13 protein-coding genes and 2 pseudogenes are annotated in these 18,340 nt (G+C 77.2%); 6 read left to right on the top strand and 9 right to left on the bottom strand.

Features of this window, described 5'->3' with window-relative positions:
* Window positions 1–211: 211 nt before the first annotated feature.
* A complete protein-coding gene (locus OG618_RS05845; RefSeq protein ID WP_329486119.1) occupies window positions 212–403 on the bottom strand; it encodes a hypothetical protein in 192 nt (63 codons plus the stop codon).
* 113 nt (window positions 404–516) lie between these two features.
* Complete coding sequence (locus tag OG618_RS05840) at window positions 517–3,630, bottom strand: type 2 lanthipeptide synthetase LanM family protein (protein ID WP_329486118.1); 3,114 nt, start codon at window positions 3,628–3,630, stop codon at window positions 517–519.
* Window positions 3,631–3,967: 337 nt separating this feature from the next.
* Here OG618_RS05840 and OG618_RS05835 point away from each other — a divergent pair, with 337 nt between their 5' ends.
* From OG618_RS05835 to OG618_RS05820, 4 genes and pseudogenes are all read left to right on the top strand, one after another.
* Entirely contained in the window at window positions 3,968–4,819 is an 852-nt protein-coding gene (locus OG618_RS05835; protein ID WP_329486117.1) for a sigma 54 modulation/S30EA ribosomal C-terminal domain-containing protein, read from the top strand.
* Between the two features lie 32 nt (window positions 4,820–4,851).
* Window positions 4,852–5,337 carry a pyridoxamine 5'-phosphate oxidase family protein gene (locus OG618_RS05830; protein WP_442906933.1) on the top strand — a complete coding sequence of 162 codons (486 nt, stop codon included), beginning with the start codon at window positions 4,852–4,854 and terminating at the stop codon, window positions 5,335–5,337.
* A gap of 73 nt (window positions 5,338–5,410) precedes the next feature.
* A complete protein-coding gene (locus OG618_RS05825) occupies window positions 5,411–5,809 on the top strand; it encodes a hypothetical protein (protein ID WP_329486116.1) in 399 nt (132 codons plus the stop codon).
* A gap of 181 nt (window positions 5,810–5,990) precedes the next feature.
* Window positions 5,991–6,717: pseudogene (locus tag OG618_RS05820) on the top strand (response regulator).
* Window positions 6,718–7,075: 358 nt separating this feature from the next.
* On the opposite strand, the gene OG618_RS05815 reads toward OG618_RS05820, so the two are convergent.
* From OG618_RS05815 to OG618_RS05805, 3 genes are read right to left on the bottom strand one after another with little or no spacing between them, the layout of a single operon-like run.
* Complete coding sequence (locus OG618_RS05815; protein WP_329486115.1) at window positions 7,076–7,582, bottom strand: copper chaperone PCu(A)C; 507 nt, start codon at window positions 7,580–7,582, stop codon at window positions 7,076–7,078.
* On the bottom strand, window positions 7,579–9,858 hold the full coding sequence (locus OG618_RS05810; RefSeq protein ID WP_442906932.1) for a heavy metal translocating P-type ATPase: 2,280 nt from the start codon (window positions 9,856–9,858) through the stop codon (window positions 7,579–7,581). Before OG618_RS05810 ends, OG618_RS05815 begins: the two co-directional genes overlap by 4 nt.
* 5 nt (window positions 9,859–9,863) lie before the next feature.
* Window positions 9,864–10,058 (bottom strand): hypothetical protein, encoded by a 195-nt coding sequence (locus tag OG618_RS05805; RefSeq protein ID WP_329486113.1) that lies wholly within the window; start codon window positions 10,056–10,058, stop codon window positions 9,864–9,866.
* Window positions 10,059–10,362: 304 nt separating this feature from the next.
* Between OG618_RS05805 and OG618_RS05800 the strand changes: the two genes are divergently transcribed.
* Window positions 10,363–11,010, top strand: coding sequence for a hypothetical protein (locus OG618_RS05800; protein ID WP_329486112.1), 648 nt, complete (start codon window positions 10,363–10,365; stop codon window positions 11,008–11,010).
* Between the two features lie 81 nt (window positions 11,011–11,091).
* A complete protein-coding gene (locus OG618_RS05795; protein ID WP_329486110.1) occupies window positions 11,092–11,970 on the top strand; it encodes an alpha/beta fold hydrolase in 879 nt (292 codons plus the stop codon).
* On the opposite strand, the gene OG618_RS05790 is transcribed toward OG618_RS05795, so the two are convergent.
* The 4 genes and pseudogenes from OG618_RS05790 to OG618_RS05775 all read right to left on the bottom strand — a co-directional run bounded on the left by OG618_RS05790 (window position 11,954) and on the right by OG618_RS05775 (window position 18,308).
* Entirely contained in the window at window positions 11,954–12,373 is a 420-nt protein-coding gene (locus OG618_RS05790; RefSeq protein ID WP_329486109.1) for a PPOX class F420-dependent oxidoreductase, read from the bottom strand. The two genes, OG618_RS05795 and OG618_RS05790, sit on opposite strands and share 17 nt — an antisense overlap.
* Before the next feature lie 44 nt (window positions 12,374–12,417).
* A complete protein-coding gene (locus tag OG618_RS05785; protein WP_329492022.1) occupies window positions 12,418–14,241 on the bottom strand; it encodes an alkyl/aryl-sulfatase in 1,824 nt (607 codons plus the stop codon).
* Between the two features lie 627 nt (window positions 14,242–14,868).
* Window positions 14,869–15,528 (bottom strand): annotated as a pseudogene (locus tag OG618_RS05780) (D-alanyl-D-alanine carboxypeptidase family protein); the annotation flags it as partial.
* A gap of 320 nt (window positions 15,529–15,848) precedes the next feature.
* The gene (locus OG618_RS05775) at window positions 15,849–18,308 is read right to left on the bottom strand and encodes a SpaA isopeptide-forming pilin-related protein (RefSeq protein ID WP_329486108.1); all 2,460 of its coding nucleotides are present in this window, start codon (window positions 18,306–18,308) and stop codon (window positions 15,849–15,851) included.
* Window positions 18,309–18,340 lie beyond the last annotated feature (32 nt).

Here is an 18,340-nt window from a genome sequence, read left to right as displayed (position 1 = left end):
ACCGTACGGCCACATCGGCGAGACGCCGCTCCGGTCCGCCACCGGGGCGCTGCCCGGTCCCCGGTGGCGGCCGCCGCGCCCTCAGGGGCGCACGGTCCGGCGTCGGTGTGGTGCGGCCCGTTCGCCGGGCCGTTCACGGCCGGGACGTGGCGATCGCTGTCGGGGTGTCACGGGCGTTGCCCGGTGCCCCTGGCCGCTCGGATCGGTCCGGTCAGATCGGGACGGTCATGGTGGGGAACTCGAAGGCCGGGGAGACGGAGCCGCCGGCGGCGGACAGGAGCTGCGAGCGCAGGCCCAGCCCGCCGCCGGCCCGCAGCCGGATGTCCCCGGCGGGATGGTCCACCGCCTCCTCGGGCCGGGCCTCCGGCTGGTTCCAGGTCTGTGCCAGGTCGGTGTCGTTCATGCGGTGCGGTACTCCCGTTCGTCGGTGGAGCGCGTGGGGCCGGGTTCGGCCCGGGCGAGCGGTGCTCGCCCGCCGCGCCGCTTCGGTCGTCGTGGACGGTACGCGGCGTGCGGTCAGGGGGCCGGCCCTTCGGCCGGGGGGCGGAGGCGCAGCAGCAGGGCGGGCGGCACCCGCTCGGGGAAGCCCAGCCGGAGCAGCCCGTGGCCGATCCCGGCCAGGCCGGTGAGCAGGCCCGGGTGCGGTACGGACCCGGGGGTGCCGCAGCGCGGGCCGTCCTGGTCGACGCCGGCCAGCAGCGAGGCCGCCCGGCGCACCCACGGCGTCCGCCCGGTGGCCGGGCCGCCTCGGCCGAGCAGCTCCAGTACGCCCGACTCGCCGTGGCACAGGCTCTGATCGGCCGTCGGGGCGGCCCGCGCGGTGTTGCGGACGGCGCGCTGGACCCACTCGGCGAGCCGCCGGTCCGCGCGGGCGGACGGGCTGTCGGCCACCGCGAGGGCGATCCCGGGGCGGCCTCGGCACCAGGAGGACTCCCGGGCGCGCGCGGCCGTGGCGGCGTGCAGGGCCGCCAGGCCCGCCCGGTGGTGCGGTCCGTCGGCGGGTTCGCCGACGGTGTCCGCGTACCGCAGCAGCGCCCAGCCGGTGCCCGCCGAGCCGTGGGCGAAGCCGGCGGCGGCGGGCACCGGCAGGGCGGCGAGCCGGTCGGCGCAGTCCGTCGCGGCGGCCAGCGCCCCGGGCCGGCCGGTGGCGGTGTGCACGGCGAGCAGCGCGGCCAGGCCGCCGGCGGTGCCGCTGTGCACCCCGGGGTCCGTCTCGCGGGCGGCGGCGGCCGCGGTGAGCGCGACCGCCGGGCCGGTCCACTGCCGGATCAGCGGGTCGTCCAGGGTGCGGCCGATCTCGGTGAGTGCGTAGGCGATGCCGCCGAGCCCGGCGAAGCCGCCCGAGCCGACGGCGGCCGGCCGGTCGGGGTGCGCGCCGAGGGTGTCGAGCAGGCCGGGAACGGGTGCGAGGGTCCGGCGGGCCACCTCGGCGTAGCGGTCGGAGCCGGTGAGGGCGGCCAGTTGGGCGAGGAACAGCGCGGTGCCGGTGTACCCGCCGGCCAGGTCGGCGCCGAGCGGGCGGACCCGCCAGTAGCGGTCGGCGAGCAGCTCCAGGCCGAGCCAGTTGGTGCGGGACCGCCCCTGGTAGGCGGCCGCGACCAGCTGGTCGCCCACGCCCCGGGCGGCGGCGAGGAGCTGCTCGGGCTCGGGCGCGGTGGCCCAGACGTTCTCCGGCGCCGGCCGGCCGGGCCGGTGCGCGGGGGTCGGGGCGGCGCCGGCCATCGCGGCCCGGACGATCCACTCCTGGTCCTTGCGGTCGACCTCGCCGAGGGCCGCCAGCTTGGCCTCGACGCGGGCCAGCCCGGTCTCCGCGAGTTCGCCGGGGAGCCGGCGGCCGGTGGAGGTCCACAGGTCGCGGCTGCCGGGGCGGGTGGTGAACAGCGGGACGTCGCCGGAGCGGAGGTCGGCGAGCTCGTGGTCGGCGAGTTCCGGGCGGCCGGGGTCGGCGACGGCGTCGGTGCGCAGCAGTTCCAGGACGGCGCCCCGGGCGGCGGCGTCGCGCAGCACGTCCGGGTGGGTCGACTCGTCCAGCAGCCGTGCGTACACCCGGGTGGCGCGGGGCACCACCCGGACTTCGTCCTCGGCGAAGGAGCGCAGCAGGCCGTGGGCGCCGACGAGTTGGTGGCGCCCGCCGGTGATGGCGGTGTAGCCGGCCCGGAAGCCGGTCACCAGCGCGTCGGTGTACTCGGCCGGGTCGGCGGGCGCGCCGTCCAGCCGGGGCCGGTTGCGGGCCTCGGCGAGCGGGCGGGCGCGCCGGACCAGCCGCATCTCGTCGGTGCCGGCGCCCGTCCAGTCCACGCCCTCCACCGGGGAGGTGGACCGTCGGCCGCCGCCGATGCCGGAGACGTCCACGGCGCCCTCGTCGCCGAGCAGCAACTGCGGCAGCAGGCCGACCCGGTGGACCGACTCCTCCAGGGCCCGGGCCGCCGGGTCCGGTGCCGGGCAGGCCCGGGCCGGCGGGTGGAACAGTGTCTCGACGTCCACCAGGACGGGCTGGTCCCCGGCCGCGACGAGGTTCTCGTAGTGCAGGTCGGTGCCGTCCAGGGCGTGCAGCAGCGCCAGTAGCGCGCCCTGGCGCCGGTAGAACCGCTCGACCTCGTAGCCGGTGCGGCAGGGGTGGGCCTCGGCGTACTCCGTCCAGCCGTGGTCGCCCCGGTCCAGCAGCCCGAGCGCGCGCAGCCGGGGCACGCCGGGCTGCGCGTTGAACCAGCCGAGCAGGGCGTTGAAGTGCCGGTGGGCGGCGGGCGGGCGGGGGCGGTGGACGACGGCGGCGCCGTTGGCGAAGTGCAGCACGCTGACGGCGCGGCCGCGCCGGTGGCGGTCGCCGGCCTCGGAGTCGACGGCTACCAGCGCCCCGGGGTCGGTGCCGTGCAGCAGGCCGGCGACCAGCAGCGGCCGGTCGGCGGCGAAGCGGGTGAGCAGTTCGGCGTGCGTGTCGGCGGCGTCGAGGCAGGTCTGCGCGAGCAGCCGGGCCAGGACGGGGTACCCGCGGAGCAGCCCGGCGAGGCCGTCGCGGCGCGCGGTCAGGGCGAGGAAGGAGCGGAACCGTTCCTGCGGGGTGGTGCCCGCGAGCCGCCCGCCGGTCCGCGCGGTGTGCAGTTCGAGGACCAGGGTGCGGGCGGCGATCCGGGCGAGGCGCCGGGCGAGGCGGGCGGTGAAGCCGGCCCGCAGGGCGGGGACGTCCAGCCGCCCGGGCCGGCCGGGGCGGTGGGCGGCGGGGTCGAGCACGGCCGGCAGCCGGACGAGGGCGCGCTCGGCGAACGGCGCCAGGACCAGGGCGAAGCCGGTCAGCCCCGGGTAGGCGGCGCGCGGCACGATCGGCCGCACGGGGGCGGCGGCGACGGCGGCCTCGGTGAACGCGGCCCAGTCGGGGCGGGCCGGCGGCCGGGGCAGACCGGGGGTCAGCGCCCGCTCCCACCAGACGGCCCGGTCCGCCCGGGTGCGCCGGACCCGGGGCGCCGTGGCGTGCAGCGGGGCCGGGGCGGCTGCGTGGAGCCGGGCCGGCGGGTCGCCGGGCATCGGAGGGTGCGGCGTCGTGGCGGCCTTGGCGGACGCCGGTGCGACCGGGCCCTGAACCGGTACGCCGCCCCCGTCGGGGTGCGCTCCGCGCACGGCGTCCACCTCTGCCACCACCGCACCTCCGATGCCGCGAGAGGGCCGCGTCGCCGTCGAAGCCGCCGCCCTCGTGCTGATCCTTGCCCTGCCCCGGCCGCCGGGGCATGGGGGACGGCCCCCCATCTTTGTGGCGCTCCGCCCGCATGATCCGGGCCGGGCGGGCCGCCCGCCGGGTGGGGTGCGCACGACCCGGGCCCCGGGGGCCCCGCGCGGGCGCGCGCGAACGGGCCCTTCGGCCCTTTCCGGCGCCGACCGCTGGCGGGATCGTGAGCGCCCGACGGGTGTGCGGGGCGTACCGGTGGGCAGACGTGACGGGACGGCGGACTTCGTGACGGGACAGGAGAGGCCTGAGGTGGGCGAGTTGGTCGCGATACAGGTGGACGAGGGGCTCGCGCGAGGGGTCGCGATCGACGCCAGGGCCCGGATCGCCGCAGTGGTGGGCGGGGCGGACGCGCTGGTCGAGGCGGTCCGGGTACGGATCCGGCCGGTCGGCGCGCGGGCCGTGCTGGCGCAGGTGAACGCCGAGGTGGACGGGCGGCGGATCCGCGTCCAGGAGGCCGCCGCCGACCGGTCCACCGCCCTGGACCGGCTGGCCGACGGGCTGCGCGCCCGGATCACGGCCGTCACCACCGGCTGGACGCCGCTGCCGTGGCCGCGCCGGGCGGCCGGGGCCGGTCTGCTCTCCGCCGTTCCCGCGCAGGGCGGGCCGTCGCGCGCCGACGGTGCGCCGGTGGCCGCCGTGGCGGCGCCGTTCGCCGCGCACCCGTGCACCGGGTTGCCGCGCGCCGGCGTCCGGCCCGCCGTGGCGGCGTCCTCGGCCGGCCCGCGCCACATCGCGCGGCGCAAGGAGGCCCACCTGGTGTGGTGCTCGCCCGACGCGGCGGCCCGGACCATGGACGCGATGGACTTCGACATCCACCTGTTCACCGACCCGGCCACCGAGACCGACGCCGTCGTCTACCGCACCGGCCCCACCGGCTACCGGCTCGCGCGCACCGGCGCCGCCGGGCCGCCCACCCGCCCGGCCGTCCCGTTCACCCTCAGCCCGGTCGGCGCACCCGAACTGACGGAGGCCGGAGCCGTCGACCGGCTCTGCGCCGCCGACCTGCCGTTCCTGTTCTTCGCCCAGCCCGGGACGCGGCGCGGCCGGGTGCTCTACCGGCGCTTCGACGGCCTGCTCGGCCTGATCGCGGCCACCTCGTGAGAGACGGGGCCGTCCGCCACCGGCTGCGGACGCTGCGCCGCCTCGCGGGGCAGCCGCCCGGCGGCGGTCGGCCGCCGCACACCGGGGCCCCGCCGCGCCGGCTGGTGCCGATCGACCGGGCCGAGGCGCTGCGGCTGCTCGGCAGCGCGCCGTTCGGGCGGATCGTCTTCACGCTGCGGGCGCTGCCCGCCGTCCGCCCGGTCAACCACCTGCTGGTCGACGACACCGTGGTGATCCGGGCGGACGACGCGGCGGCGCTGGGCGCGGCCGCGCTCGGGGCCGACGCGGCGGGCGTGGTGGTCGCCTACGAGGCCGACGCCATCGACCCGCGGACCAGGCTCGGCTGGAGCGTGGTCGTCACCGGCTACGCCCGCCCGGTCACCGACCCGGTCCTGCTGGCCCGGTACCGGGCGCTGCTGACGCCCTGGGTGGACGCCGGTACGGACCACCTCGTGGCCATCCGGCCGGAGCTGGTGACGGGCTACCGGCTGACCCCGGCCGGGGCCGCCGGCCGGTAGCGCCGGTCCGCCGCCGGTGCGGTGTCGCGGTGGCCCCCGGGCCCCGCGACACCGCACCGCCGCCGCGGCCTGCGTGGTCTGCTGGGCGGGGCTCGCGCTCGCCGGGGGAGTGCTGCCGGCCGTCCCCGACTGGCGGCCCGCCGCCGGGTTCGCCCTGACGGGCCTGGTCGCCGGGGCGGTCCTGCGGGTCCGCGCGTACCGCCACCGGCGGGGCGAGCAGCGTGAGTCCGGGCGGCGCTGGGCGACGCTCGACGCCGGCCCCGTGCCACGCGGCCCGCGCCCGGCGGCCCGGATCCTGGCGGGCTGGCTGCTCGTCGGGCTCGCCGTCGCCGCGCTCGGTGCGCTGTCCCTGCTGCTCACCGCCGGCGGGCCGTTCGCCTCCCGGCTGGGCGGAGCGGCAGCCGGCGCGGGGGTGGTCTCGACGGCGTTCCTGCTGATCGGTCTCGCCAACGCCCGCCGCCACCGGCCCTGACCGGGCGCCGCGCCGGGCCGGCGTCGGCCGGGAGACGCCGGGTGGGCCGTGCCGTCGGTGGGCCGCTTCGGGGCAGCCGGCCCGAATGGGGTCGTTGGGCCCTGGGCCGGCACCCTCCGGTCGGCGATGATGCGGTGGGCCCGCGGCAGTGTGCCGGGCGCGAGGAAGGTGGAGCCGCGAGATGGCGAGCGAGACGGCCGGTACCGACACCCCGGCACCGGTCAGGGTGTTCCTGCTGGACGACCACGAGGTGGTGCGCCGCGGCGTCCACGACCTGCTGGACGGCGAACCCGACCTGGAGGTGGTCGGCGAGGCCGCCACCGCCGCGCAGGCCCTCGTCCGCGTCCCCGCCCTGCGCCCCGACGTCGCCGTCCTGGACGTCCGCCTCGGCGACGGTGACGGGGTGTCCGTCTGTCGCGAACTGCGCTCCCGGATGCCCGACCTGGCCTGCCTGATGCTCACCTCCTTCGACGACGAGGAGGCGCTCCTCGACGCCGTGATGGCGGGCGCGGCCGGCTACGTGCTGAAGCAGATCAGCGGCACCGACCTGGTCACCGCCGTCCGTACGGTCGCCGCCGGCCGGTCGATGCTCGACCCGGCCGCCGCCACCCGGCTGCTCACCCGGCTGCGCAACGACGCGGCCCCGCCGCCGCCCGCCGCCACCGGGCCGGAGCTGACCGGACGCGAGCAGGAGGTGCTGGCCCTGATCGGCGAGGGCCTGACCAACCGGCAGATCGGCGAGCGCCTCTACCTCGCCGAGAAGACGGTGAAGAACCACGTCTCCCGTTCTGCTGGCCAAGCTCGGCGTGGAGCGGCGCGTCCAGGCCGCGCTGATCGCCACCGAGCTGCGCCAGTCCGCCGCCGCCCAGCCGGCCTACCCGCGCACCCTCGGCGGCGGGCGGGGATAGCCCCGCGCTTCGGGACGGGGACCCGCGGCGGGACCATCGGACCTCGCCCGGGCCCGGTCCGTCGTGTACACACCCGGCGGGACTTCCGGCCCCGGTGCCGGGGCCCGCCGGTCCCTGGCACCGGGGCCGCTCCCGGGACGAGGGTGGGGGAGTCGACGGCGGGTCAGGACGCACCGGCCCCGGCCGCAGTGGTCCGTGATCCGCAACGGAAGGAAGACCGATGACGCCACCCGTTCTGGCCGGAGTCGACGGCTCGCCCGCGAGCACCGCCGCCGGCCGCCCGGCCCCGGTCCGTCGCCTGCTCTCAGCCCGCCGCCCGGCCCCGGTCCGTCGCCTGCTCTCAGCCGGCCGCCCGGGCTCAGCCCGCGCGCCGCCCGCCGGGCGGTACGACCTCCGCCCGCACCCGCAGGTCCGGACTGTGGCGGAAGCTGAGGGTGAACTCCACCCACTGCCCCGCCCGCAGCTCCGGCGGGTCGACGATCATCAGGTCGGCGTCCTCCGGCGCCATCGCCAGCTCGCCGCGCTCCGGCACGGGCAGCACGGCGGCCGGCTCCCAGCGGCCCGCCGCGCCCTCGTGCCGATGCCGCTTCAGCGTGATCCGGCCGCCGAACTCCCAGCTCGCACCGGTGAGTTCGTCGGGTATGTCGCCCGGGTTGCGGACGGTGAAGAACGCCGCCGTGGCGCTCGCCCCGCTGGTCGCCGGCAGCAGCACCCAGCCCGGGCCCGCCTCCACCGGCCGCTGGCGCCCGGCCCCGCCGACCGCCGTCCAGCCGGCGAGCAGGGCCAGCGCCACCGCGGCCGCGGCCACCGGCGGCCCGACCACCCGCAGCCGTGCGGCCCTCCGGCCGCCGGACCGGGCGCTCACCCGGCCACCCCCGCGGCGCCCCGGCGCGGCCCGCCGCCCGGACGGCCCGCGCCGCGCCCCGGCTGCCACGTCCGCAGCCGCAGGCTGTTGCCCACCACGAGCAGCGAACTCAGCGACATCGCCACCGCCGCCAGCATCGGGTTCAGCAGCCCGACCGCCGCCAGCGGGATCAGTACCAGGTTGTAGCCGAACGCCCAGAGCAGATTGACCCGGATGGTGGCCAGCGTCCGCCGGGCCAGCCGGACGGCGTCCACCACCGCCTCGATGTCGCCCCGCACCAGGGTGAGCCCGGCCGCCCCGATCGCGGCGTCACTGCCCGAGGCGAGCGCCACCCCGAGGTCAGCCGAGGCCAGCGCGACGGCGTCGTTGACCCCGTCGCCGACCACCGCCGTGGTCCGCCCGGCGGCCCGCAACTCGGCGACCACCTCGGCCTTGCGCGCCGGAGAGGCCGAGCAGTGCACCCGCTCGATGCCCAGCTCGGCGGCCACCGCCCGGGCCGCCCCCGGGCCGTCCCCGGTCAGCAGGACGGTCTCCAACCCCAGCGCGCGCAGCCGGTGCAGCGCCCGCCAGCTGCCGGAGCGCAGGGCGTCCCCGACCGCGAGCAGGGCCACCGCACGGCCGTCCAGTTCCACCAGGACCGGTGTCCGGCCGGCCGCCCCGGCCCGGTCCCGCGCTCCGGCCAGGACGGCGGGCAGCTCCGCCGAGGAGTCCTCCGGCCGAACCACCCGGACGGCCCGCCCCTCGACGCTGCCCGTGACACCGACCCCGGCGGTGGCCGCGAAGGCCGCCACCGCCGGCAGCGACCCGCAGCGCGCCCGGGCCGCCGACAGGACGGCCCGGCCCACGGGGTGCTCGGAGCGTTGCTCGACCGCGCCCGCGAGCCGCAGCACCTCGTCCGCCTCCACCCCGGGCACGACGGTGAGTTCACCGAGCTCGGTGCGCCCGGTCGTGAGCGTCCCGGTCTTGTCCAGGACCACGGTGTCGATCCGGCGCAGGCTCTCCAGCACCTCCGGCCCGCGCACCAGGACGCCCAGCTCCGCGCCCCGGCCGGTCGCCGCCAGCAGTGCGGTCGGCGTGGCCAGGCCCAGCGCGCACGGACAGGCCACCACCAGGACCGCGACCGCGGCCGTCACCGCCGCCTGCGGATCGGCGCCCGCCCCCAGCCAGAAGCCGAGCACCGCGACCGCCACCGCCAGGACGCACGGCACGAACACCCCGGCCACCGCGTCCGCGAGCCGCTGCGCCCGCGCCTTGCCGGCCTGCGCGTCCGCCACCAGGGCGGTGATCCGGGCCAGTTGGGTGTCCGCACCGACGGCCGTGGCCCGGACCACCAGAGCGCCGCCGACGTTCACCGTGGCACCCGCCACGGCATCGCCGGGGCCGACCTCCACCGGCGCGCTCTCGCCGGTGAGCAGACTGAGGTCCAGCGCCGAGCCGCCCTCCACCACCACCCCGTCGGTGGCCACCCGCTCGCCCGGGCGGACCACGAACTCCCTGCCGGGCAGCAGCTGTTCGATCGGGATCAGCCGCTCCTGCCCGGACCGCGGATCCCGGACGCACACCTCCTTGGCCCCCAGCTCGGCCAGCGCCCGCAGCGCCGAACCGGTGCGCCGCCGCACCCTGCCCTCCAGCAGCCGGCCCGCCAGCACGAACAGCGGCACCCCGACGGCCGCCTCCAGATAGACGTGCGCGCCGCCCCCGCCGTCGGCGGTCAGCGAGAACGGCATCCGCATGCCGAGCCCACCCGCCCCGCCGAACACCAGCGCGTACGCGGACCAGCCGAAGGACGCCACCACGCCGAGGCTGACGAGCGTGTCCATGGTCGCCGTGCCGTGCCGCAGCCCCTGCCGGGCCCGCCGGTGGAAGCCGGCCGACCCCCACGTCACCACCGGGACGGCCAGCGCGAAGCACACCCACTGCCAGGCCGGGAACTGCAGCGCCGGCACCATCGACAGCACCACCACCGGCACCGCCGCCAGCGCGGTCACCAGCAGTCGCCACCGCTCCGCGGGCTCCTCGGCGCGGTCCACCGGCGGCTGCCCGGCCCCGGCCGGCGTGGCCGTGAACCCGGCCCGCTCGACCGCGGCGACCAAGTCCCCGACGGCCACCCCGGCCGGGTGCAGCACCCGCGCCCGCCCGGTGGCGAGATTGACGCCCGCCGTGACCCCGTCGATCCGCGCCAGCGTCCGCTCCACCCGGCCGACGCAGGCCGCGCAGGTCATCCCGCCGACCGTCAGGTCGGTGCTGACCGGCGCCCCGGCCGGCGCGTCCGCGATGGCGCTCACCGGCCCGCCCCCATGTCGTGCCCGCTCATCCCCGGCGCGCCGCCGCCCCCGCCGCTCCCGGGCGTCAGCCCCGGCGACACCGGTCCGGCCCCGCGCCCCAGCGCGAACGCCGCCACGAACACCACCACCAACAGCAGGGCGAACCCCGCCACCACACTCCACGGCCGGCCACCCGGCGTCATCTCACTCACCCCCCACCAGTCGGCCCACCACCCCCACCGGTTCCCACCACCCGCACATCACCCCGGAACACCACGCCCGGAACACCACCCCGGCCCTCACCCCCGGGAACGCGCCGGGGCCGCCGTCCATCAGCGGGGTGTCGAGCCGGAAACAGGAGCGCCGGCCGCAGCCGAGGCCGGTGTCGGCGACGGTGTCGGTGAGGCCGGGGGTACCCGAACGGGGGAGCAGGTTTCGCGGCGGGGGCGGTCGTTGCGAAGCATGGGGACGTAGCGGTCGTCGGCCGCTGGACGCCGATCAGAAGAGGGAACTCCGGTGCGTGAACTCCATAGCTTCCCGAACCGTCCTGCCGAGGGTGCTCGCCGGGGGTGGTCCGGGCCGCGGGCCGTGGCGCTGGTGGCCGCGCTGACCGGGGCCGCGGTGCTGGCCGCGTGCAGCAGTTCGTCGACCAATCCGTCGGTCACCCGCTCGGAGGCCTCGACGCTGAGTACGGCGCCCAACCCGTCGTCGTTCTCCGGGGAGCCGCCGTCCGCGCTGGCCTCGACCGCGGAGTCGGCGCTCGCGTCGGCGTCGGCGGCCGCCGAGTCCGGCTCGGCCGCCGCCGCCTCGTTCGCGGCCTCCGCCTCGGCACAGGGCGAGCAGGTGCGGCAGAACGCGGCGGCCGCGCTGGGCACGCTGGAGAACGGCGGCAACGCGCTGGGCGACGTCACCATCACCGGGGTGCCGCGGGCGCAGACCGGTGGGCTGCACGCCGTCGTGGTCACCATCACCAACGACGGGGTGAACACCGCCTCGTACGCGGTGCAGGTCGACTTCACCGACACCAGCGGGAAGACCGTGGACAGTTCGATCGTCGGCGCGGAGCACCTCGCCGTCGGGGCGCAGGCCTCCCCGGTCGCGTTCAGCCGCCGGCCGGCGGAGGAGACGCTGCTGCCGGTGGTGGTCAGGGCCGTCCGGTACTGAGCGGCCGGCAGGGCGCACCTCTTGCCGGGCGGGCTACTCGTCGGTAATCCTTGCTGACATCGCGTCCAGCAGAGGAGCCGCATGCCCGCCGACGTCACCTTCGCGCTGCCCGCCCCGCACGGACCGGGGGAGGTGACCGTCCGCTACCAGCGGCTCGGGTCCGGCCGCCCGCTCCTGCTGCTGCACGGCGTGGGCCACCACTGGCAGGCCTGGGAGCCGGTGCTGCCCGCGCTGGCCGAGCGGCACGAGGTGATCGCCGTCGACCTGCCGGGCTTCGGCGCCTCGCCCGCCCTGCCGCCGGGCGTGCCGTACGGGCTGGAGGCGGTGGTGCCGGTACTCGGCAGGCTCTGCGCCGAACTCGGGATCGAACGCCCGCACGTCGCCGGGAACTCCCTCGGCGGACTGCTCGCCCTCGGCCTCGGCCGGGCCGGCCTGGCCCGCTCGGTGACGGCGCTCGCCCCGGCCGGCTTCTGGACCGAGGCCGAACGCCGCTACGCCTACGCGGTGCTGGGCGGGATGCGGCTCGGCGCGCGGCTGCTGCCGCCGCCCGCCGTCGGCCGGATCGCCCGCTCCGCGGCCGGCCGCGCGCTCCTGGTCAGCTCCATCTACGCCCGCCCCGGCCGCCGGGAGCCCGCCGCCGCCGTCGCCGAGACCAGGGCGCTGCGCGAGGCGACCGGCTTCGGCCCCACCCTCGCGGCCGGCCGCGGGCTGCGGTTCACCGGGGCCGCCGGCGACGTGCCGGTCACCGTCGCCTGGGGCAGCCGGGACCGCATCCTGCTGCGCCGTCAGGGCGTGCGCGCGCTGCGGGAGCTCCCGGCGGCCCGGCTGGTCCGGCTGCCGGGCTGCGGGCACGTGCCGATGAACGACGACCCTGAGCTGGTCGCCCGGGTGGTCCTGGACACCTGCGCCCGGGCGCAGGACCGGCCGGCCCTGCCGGAGCCGCTCAGTCCGTCAGCGTGATCCGGATGCCGACCGTGCCGCGCTCGCCGCGCCGCACCCGGCTGCCGAGCAGGGTGAGCACACCCAGCAGGCCGTACTTCTGCCGCAGCAGCGTCCGGTAGGCGGCGGTCCGCTCGGGGCCGAGGATCTCGGCGGTCGCCGGGTACTGCTCGCCGGTCGGCCGGCCCTTGACGTCGCACGGGCCGACCAGGACGTCGGCGCGGTTGCGGATCCGCTTGACCTTCCAGGAGTCGGTGACGGTCCAGACGCCCAGCGCGTCGCCGTCGCGGACCACCCAGACCGGGGTCGGTACCGTGCTGCCGTCCTTCTTGTAGGTGGTGACCAGCAGGTAGTTCCCGGCGGAGAGCCGGACCAGGCGTGCGAGCCGGTCCTGCGAGGCGGGGTCGGGGGTGGCGGCGCTCATGGCCGCATTCTAGGCCGCGCCGTGGGCCGGGGGAGTGACCGTCGTCAGGGGGTGACCACGGGGAACGCCCGCTCCGGGGTGGTGACGAGGGCGAACAGCCGCGGCAGCAGCCCCGGGTCGCCCTCGTGCCGGACGGTGTCGAGGGCCTGGCCGGCCAGCAGGCCGAGCAACTGCGGCCTGGTCAGGGTGAGCGTCAGCCCGGCCGGCGACCGGGGCGCGTCCCCGGCCGGGAACGACCGGTGGGTGAGGGCGCCGTGCCGCAGTGTCACCCGGTACCGCAGCCGCTCGTCGGTCAGCACCAGGTCGATGGTCAGCGCCTCGTCCCAGGCGCGCGGCCCGTCGATCCGGATCGCGATCGAGTCGAGCAGCATGGCGGTGGTCAGGGCCGCCGTCATCGCGGGGTTGGCGGCGTCGAGCAGGACCGTCCCGGGGCCGTCCAGCAGTTCGCCCGCGGCCGCCAGGTAGAAGTTGCGCCAGGGGCCGTTCTCCGCGCCGTGGCCGAGCTGCCGGTAGACGCCGGCCAGCGCCTCCCTGGCCGCCCGGTTCGACGGGTCGGCGAACACCACGTGGTTGAGCAGGGTGGCCGCGAAGCGGAGGTCCCCCGAGTCCGCGTAGCCCCGGGCCTTGGCCAGCGCGGCGTCGCCGCCGCCGGCCACCTCGACGTACCGCTGCGCCTGGGCCACCGGCGGGTGCTCCCACAGGTGCGCCACGTTGCCGTCGAACCAGCCGAGGTAGCGCTGGTAGACGGCCTTGACGTTGTGGTTCAGCGAGCCGTAGTAGCCGCGCGCGTGCCAGCGCCGCTCCAGCGCGGGCGGCAGCCGCAGTTCCTCGGCGATCTCCGTCCCGGTGAGCCCGTCGTTGAGCCGGCGCAGGGTCTGGTCGTGCAGGTACGCGTAGAGGTCGCGCTGCTCGGAGAGGAAGGCGACCACGTTGTCGTGGCCCCAGGTCGGCCAGTGGTGCGAGGCGAACGCGACGTCGTACCGGCCGTGGAAGTACTCGATCGCCTCGTCCAGGTAGCGGGCCCAGATCCGGGCGTCGCGGACCACCGCGCCGCGCAGCGTCAGGATGTTGTGCATGGTGTGGGTGGCGTTCTCGGCCAGGCAGAGTGCCCGCAGGTCGGGGAAGAGGAAGTTCATCTCGGCCGGGGCCTCGGTGCCCGGGGTGAGCTGGAAGACGATCCGCACGCCGTCGACGGTCTCCTCCTGGCCGGTGCGGGTGACGTCCACCGTCGGCGGGACGAGCGTGATGGTGCCGGTGGAGGTGGTCATGCCGAGGCCGGCGCCGATCTGCCCGTCGGGGGCCTTCGGCAGCCGGTCGCCGTACATGAACATGGCCCGCCGGGTCATCGCGTTGCCCGCGTAGACGTTCTCGCTGACGGCGTGTTCCAGGAAGCCGGCGGGCGCGATGACCGGGACGCCCTCCTCACTGCCCGGCGGCAGGACGCCGCGGGCGCCGCCGAAGTGGTCGCCGTGCGAGTGGGTGTAGACGAGGCCGGTGACGGGCCGGTCACCGCGGTGCTCCCGGTAGAGCGCGAGGGCGGCGGCGGCCGTCTCGGCGGAGATCAAGGGGTCGATCACGATCACCCCGCGCTCGCCCTCGACCAGCGTCATGTTGGACAGGTCGAGGCCGCGCACCTGGTAGACCCGCTCGGCCACCTCGTAGAGCCCCTGCCGGGCACAGAGCCGGGCCTGGCGCCAGAGGCTCGGACGGGCGGTGTCCGGGCAGTCGGCGGCGAGGAAGCCGTACGCGTCGTTGTCCCAGACCACCCGCCCGTCGGCGGCCCGGACCACGGCGGGCACCAGCGCGCCGAGGAAACCCCGGTCGGCGTCCTCGAAGTCAGTGGTGTCGTCGAAGGGCAGGTCGGTCATCGCAGGCTCCGTTCCATCGGTGGTGTGCGGGCGGCGCCCGGCCGCACGCCGGGCCGGCGGAGCACCGCCCGACGGACGACGCGGTCCGGACGGCCGCGGCCGGCGGCGCGGTGGCCGCCGGGGAGTCAGGCCCGGTGGTTGTGCAGCCGCCGACGGGCCGACCGCACCGTCGACCGCAGGGCGCGGGCCGCCCGCGCGGCGGCCGCGACCGCCCACCGCCGTCGAGCCGCCCAGCGCGGTGGCACCCGTCCGGGCGAACGCGAGCGGGGCGGCGGCCTCGGCGGCAGCCGGGCGCAGCCGCAGCCGCCGGGCCCGGGTCCGGCCCGCCGCCCACAGCGCCAGCGCCCCGCCGAGCACGAGCGCCGTCCACCCGGCCGGGCCGAGCGCGTGGTGGGCCTGCTGGATCGCGTGCGGCACGACGCCCGTCGCGGGGGCCTCGGCGGGGGCGGACGCGGCGGCGGCCGGCTCGTCCACCAGGTGGCCGACCGGTTCCACCCGGCCCGCCGCGGCGAAGCCCCAGTCGAGCAGGCTCGCCGCCTCGTCGTACACCTTGGTCTGCGACTCCGGGTGCATCACCGTCACCAGCAGGGTGCGGCCGCCGCGTTCGGCGGCGCCGGTGAAGGTGGCACCGGCGCCGGTGGTGTAGCCGTTCTTCACCCCGATCAGGCCCGGGTACTTGCCGAGCAGCCGGTCGGTGTTGGCGATGTCGAAGGCGGTGCGCTGACCGGTCGTCTTGTCCACCCCGCCGGGGAAGCGCGCGGTGCGGGTGGAGCAGTAGGAGCGGAAGTCCTGGTTGCGCAGCCCGGCCCGGGCGAACAGCGTCAGGTCGTAGGCCGAGGAGACCTGCCCCTCCTGGTCGTAGCCCTCGGGCGAGACCACGTGGGTGTCGCGGGCCTGGAGGGCCACCGCGCGGTCCTGCATCTGGGCCACGGTCCGGGCGAGGCCGCCGTTCATGTGGGCCAGGACGTGCACCGCGTCGTTGCCGGAGCTGAGGAAGACGCCCCGCCAGAGGTCCTCCACCCGGTAGGGCAGGTTCTCCTTGATGCCGACCAGGCTGCTGCCCACGCCCAGGTTGGCCAGCTCGGCCGGGGCGACCTTGTGCTCCAGGGAGCGGTCCAGCTTGGGCAGCACGGTGTCGGCGAAGAGCATCTTCAGGGTGCTCGCGGGCGGCAGCGGCAGATGGGCGTTGCGGGCGGCCAGGACGTCACCGGTGGCCGCGTCGGCGACCAGCCAGGACCGGCCGGTGAGTTCGACCGGCAGCGCGGGCGCCCCGGCCAGCGGGGCCACCTGGACGGCGGGGCGGCCCAGCCGCTCGCCGCCGACCACGGTGGTCGCGTCCTGCGCGACGGCCGCGGACGCCGCGGTGGCGAGCACCAGCGCGGCGGCGACGGCACCGGCCGCGGCCGGTCCTCTGACATGGTGTGACCTCTGCTGCACACCGCGAACGTACCCGCGGCGCGGCCGGGGCGCCGTGTGCGCTGCTCCGTCCGGGCCCCGGCACCCGGACGGGGCGGGCCGGCCCGGACGCGCCGGACCCGCCGGAGCGGAGGGTGCTCCGGCGGGTCCGGCGTACCGGGCGCCGCGCCCTGGGGACGGCAGCCGTTCGGCTAGCAGTCGTCGTCGTGGTGGTGCCGCTTGTTGGTGAGGTCCACGGTGACGCAGTCATCGGCGTCCACCCGGTACGGGCCGGTCACCGGGTCGTGCGGGAGCTGGTAGCCGTCGGGCGCGGCGGTCTCCCGGAGGTAGTACTGGCCGGCCGGCAGGTGCGTGAAGGCGCAGCCGCCCTCGGCCGAGGTGGTGCAGCCCGGGCCCGTGCGGGTGTCCGGGTTCGCTCCGCCGGTCTGCAGGCCGGCGACTCCGTTGGTCTCCCGCCAGAGCTGGAACTGCGCGCCGCCCAGCGGTTCGCCGGTCTTGGCGTCCCGCTTGGTCAGGTCGATCGAGCCGTCCGGCGGCGGCGTCGGCGAGGGGCAGTCTCCGGCCGTCACCTGGACGCCGGTGGTGGCGTTCTGGGGGGTGAGGGCGAGGGGGCCGAAGACGGGGTCGGTGGGGAGGTCGTAGCCGGTGGGTGCGGTGGTTTCGCGCCAGTAGTAGGTGCCGGTGTCGACGGTGCGTCGGCAGATGCCGTCGGCGGGGGTGGTGCAGGTGGCGCCGAGTCGGGTGTCGGGGTTGGTGCCGGTGGTCTGGAGGCCGGGGGTGTTGTTGGTCTCGTGCCAGAGTTCGAAGACGGCGCCGGCGAGGGGGGCGCCGGTGGTGGCGTCGGTCTTGAGGACGCGGACCTCACCGGTGACGGGTGGTTGGGTGTGGGGTTGGTCGGCCGCGGTGACCTGGACGCCGGTGGTGGCGTTCTGGGGGGTGAGGGCGAGGGGGCCGAAGACGGGGTCGGTGGGGAGGTCGTAGCCGGTGGGTGCGGTGGTTTCGCGCCAGTAGTAGGTGCCGGTGTCGACGGTGCGTCGGCAGATGCCGTCGGCGGGGGTGGTGCAGGTGGCGCCGAGTCGGGTGTCGGGGTTGGTGCCGGTGGTCTGGAGGCCGGGGGTGTTGTTGGTCTCGTGCCAGAGTTCGAAGACGGCGCCGGCGAGGGCGGTGCCGGTGGTGGCGTCGGTCTTGAGGACGCGGACCTCACCGGTGACGGGTGGTTGGGTGTGGGGTTGGTCGGCCGCGGTGACCTGGACGCCGGTGGTGGCGTTCTGGGGGGTGAGGGCGAGGGGGCCGAAGACGGGGTCGGTGGGGAGGTCGTAGCCGGTGGGTGCGGTGGTTTCGCGCCAGTAGTAGGTGCCGGTGTCGACGGTGCGTCGGCAGATGCCGTCGGCGGGGGTGGTGCAGGTGGCGCCGAGTCGGGTGTCGGGGTTGGTGCCGGTGGTCTGGAGGCCGGGGGTGTTGTTGGTCTCGTGCCAGAGTTCGAAGACGGCGCCGGCGAGGGGGGCGCCGGTGGTGGCGTCGGTCTTGAGGACGCGGACCTCACCGGTGACCGGCGGGGTGGTGCAGGAGGGGAGGTCGCCGTTGAACGGGTAGGAGTGGAACTCCTGGCCGCCGCCCCCGACGGGGAGGCTGGTGTGGGTGAGCGAGCCGGTGGTGAAGAAGCGGCCGTTGATCCCCGCGAGGGTGACGGTGGTCAGCGAGGCCTGCCGGCCGATCAGGAAGCTGCCCTGGAACTGGCCGGTGCCGGCCAGGGTGACGGCGGTGGCGTCGGGGAAGTTCCACAGCAGGTGGTCGCGGTAGGCGTTGAGCGGGTCGTCGGAGTCGTTGATGCCGCCGCTGTAGGTGTTCAGGGCCCGGGTGGCGCCGAGGACGTTGACGAGGATCGTGGCGCCGGAGGGGATGCCGGCGAAGACGACGCCCTGCTGGCCACCGGTCGGCCCGGTGAGGTCGAAGTCGACGTTGAACACCTGGAGGGCCGAGCTGCCGTCCCCGGTGAACAGGGTCTGCCCGCCCTGGTTCACGGCGGTGCCGGTCGGGGTGCGCGGCGTGCCGTCGACGCGGGCGTAGCAGTCGGACGCGGTGGTGAGCTGGTCGCGCAGTCCGCTGTAGGGCCGGACGGCGTCGGGGTCGGTGACGAGGGTGCCGGTCACCGTGCCGGTGACCGTGCCCGCGTGCCGGACCACGCCGCCCTCGGCGACCAGGGTCTGGCCGGGGGCGATGGTGATGCCGCCGCCGGTGGTGAGGAAGTCGGCGCCGTCCGGCGGGGGGACCCGGGAGCCGACGCCGGCGATGCCGATGTTGTAGATGGAGCTGACGCCGGCCTCCTTGGCCTGGGCGAAGCTGTCGAGGACGACCACGCGGCCCTCGGCCTCGGCGGCGCGCCCGGCGACCTGGAACTGGTTGCCGACGAAGATGTTGATGCCGTTGTCCCGGCCGGTGAACGGGAGGTTGTTGATCGACGTCGGGTAGCTGGGCGGGCAGCTGCCCGGTACGCACGGGCCGAGGCCGCCGGGCAGCGGCGCCGCCACGGCGGGGACGGCCCCGGCACCGAGGGCGAGGACCGGCACCAGGGTCGAGAGCACCGTACAGGGGAGAGCCAGGGCGCCGGCCCGGCGGCGGACGCGGGTGAGCAGTCGGTTGAAGGAAGACATAGTCGAAGCGTCCGACAGCTCGTGCGAACAGG

Source organism: Kitasatospora sp. NBC_01246 (genome assembly GCF_036226505.1).
Lineage (GTDB): Bacteria > Actinomycetota > Actinomycetes > Streptomycetales > Streptomycetaceae > Kitasatospora.
The sequence above is the reverse complement of the archived record's forward strand: the minus strand, read 5'-3'. Positions and strand labels throughout refer to the sequence as shown.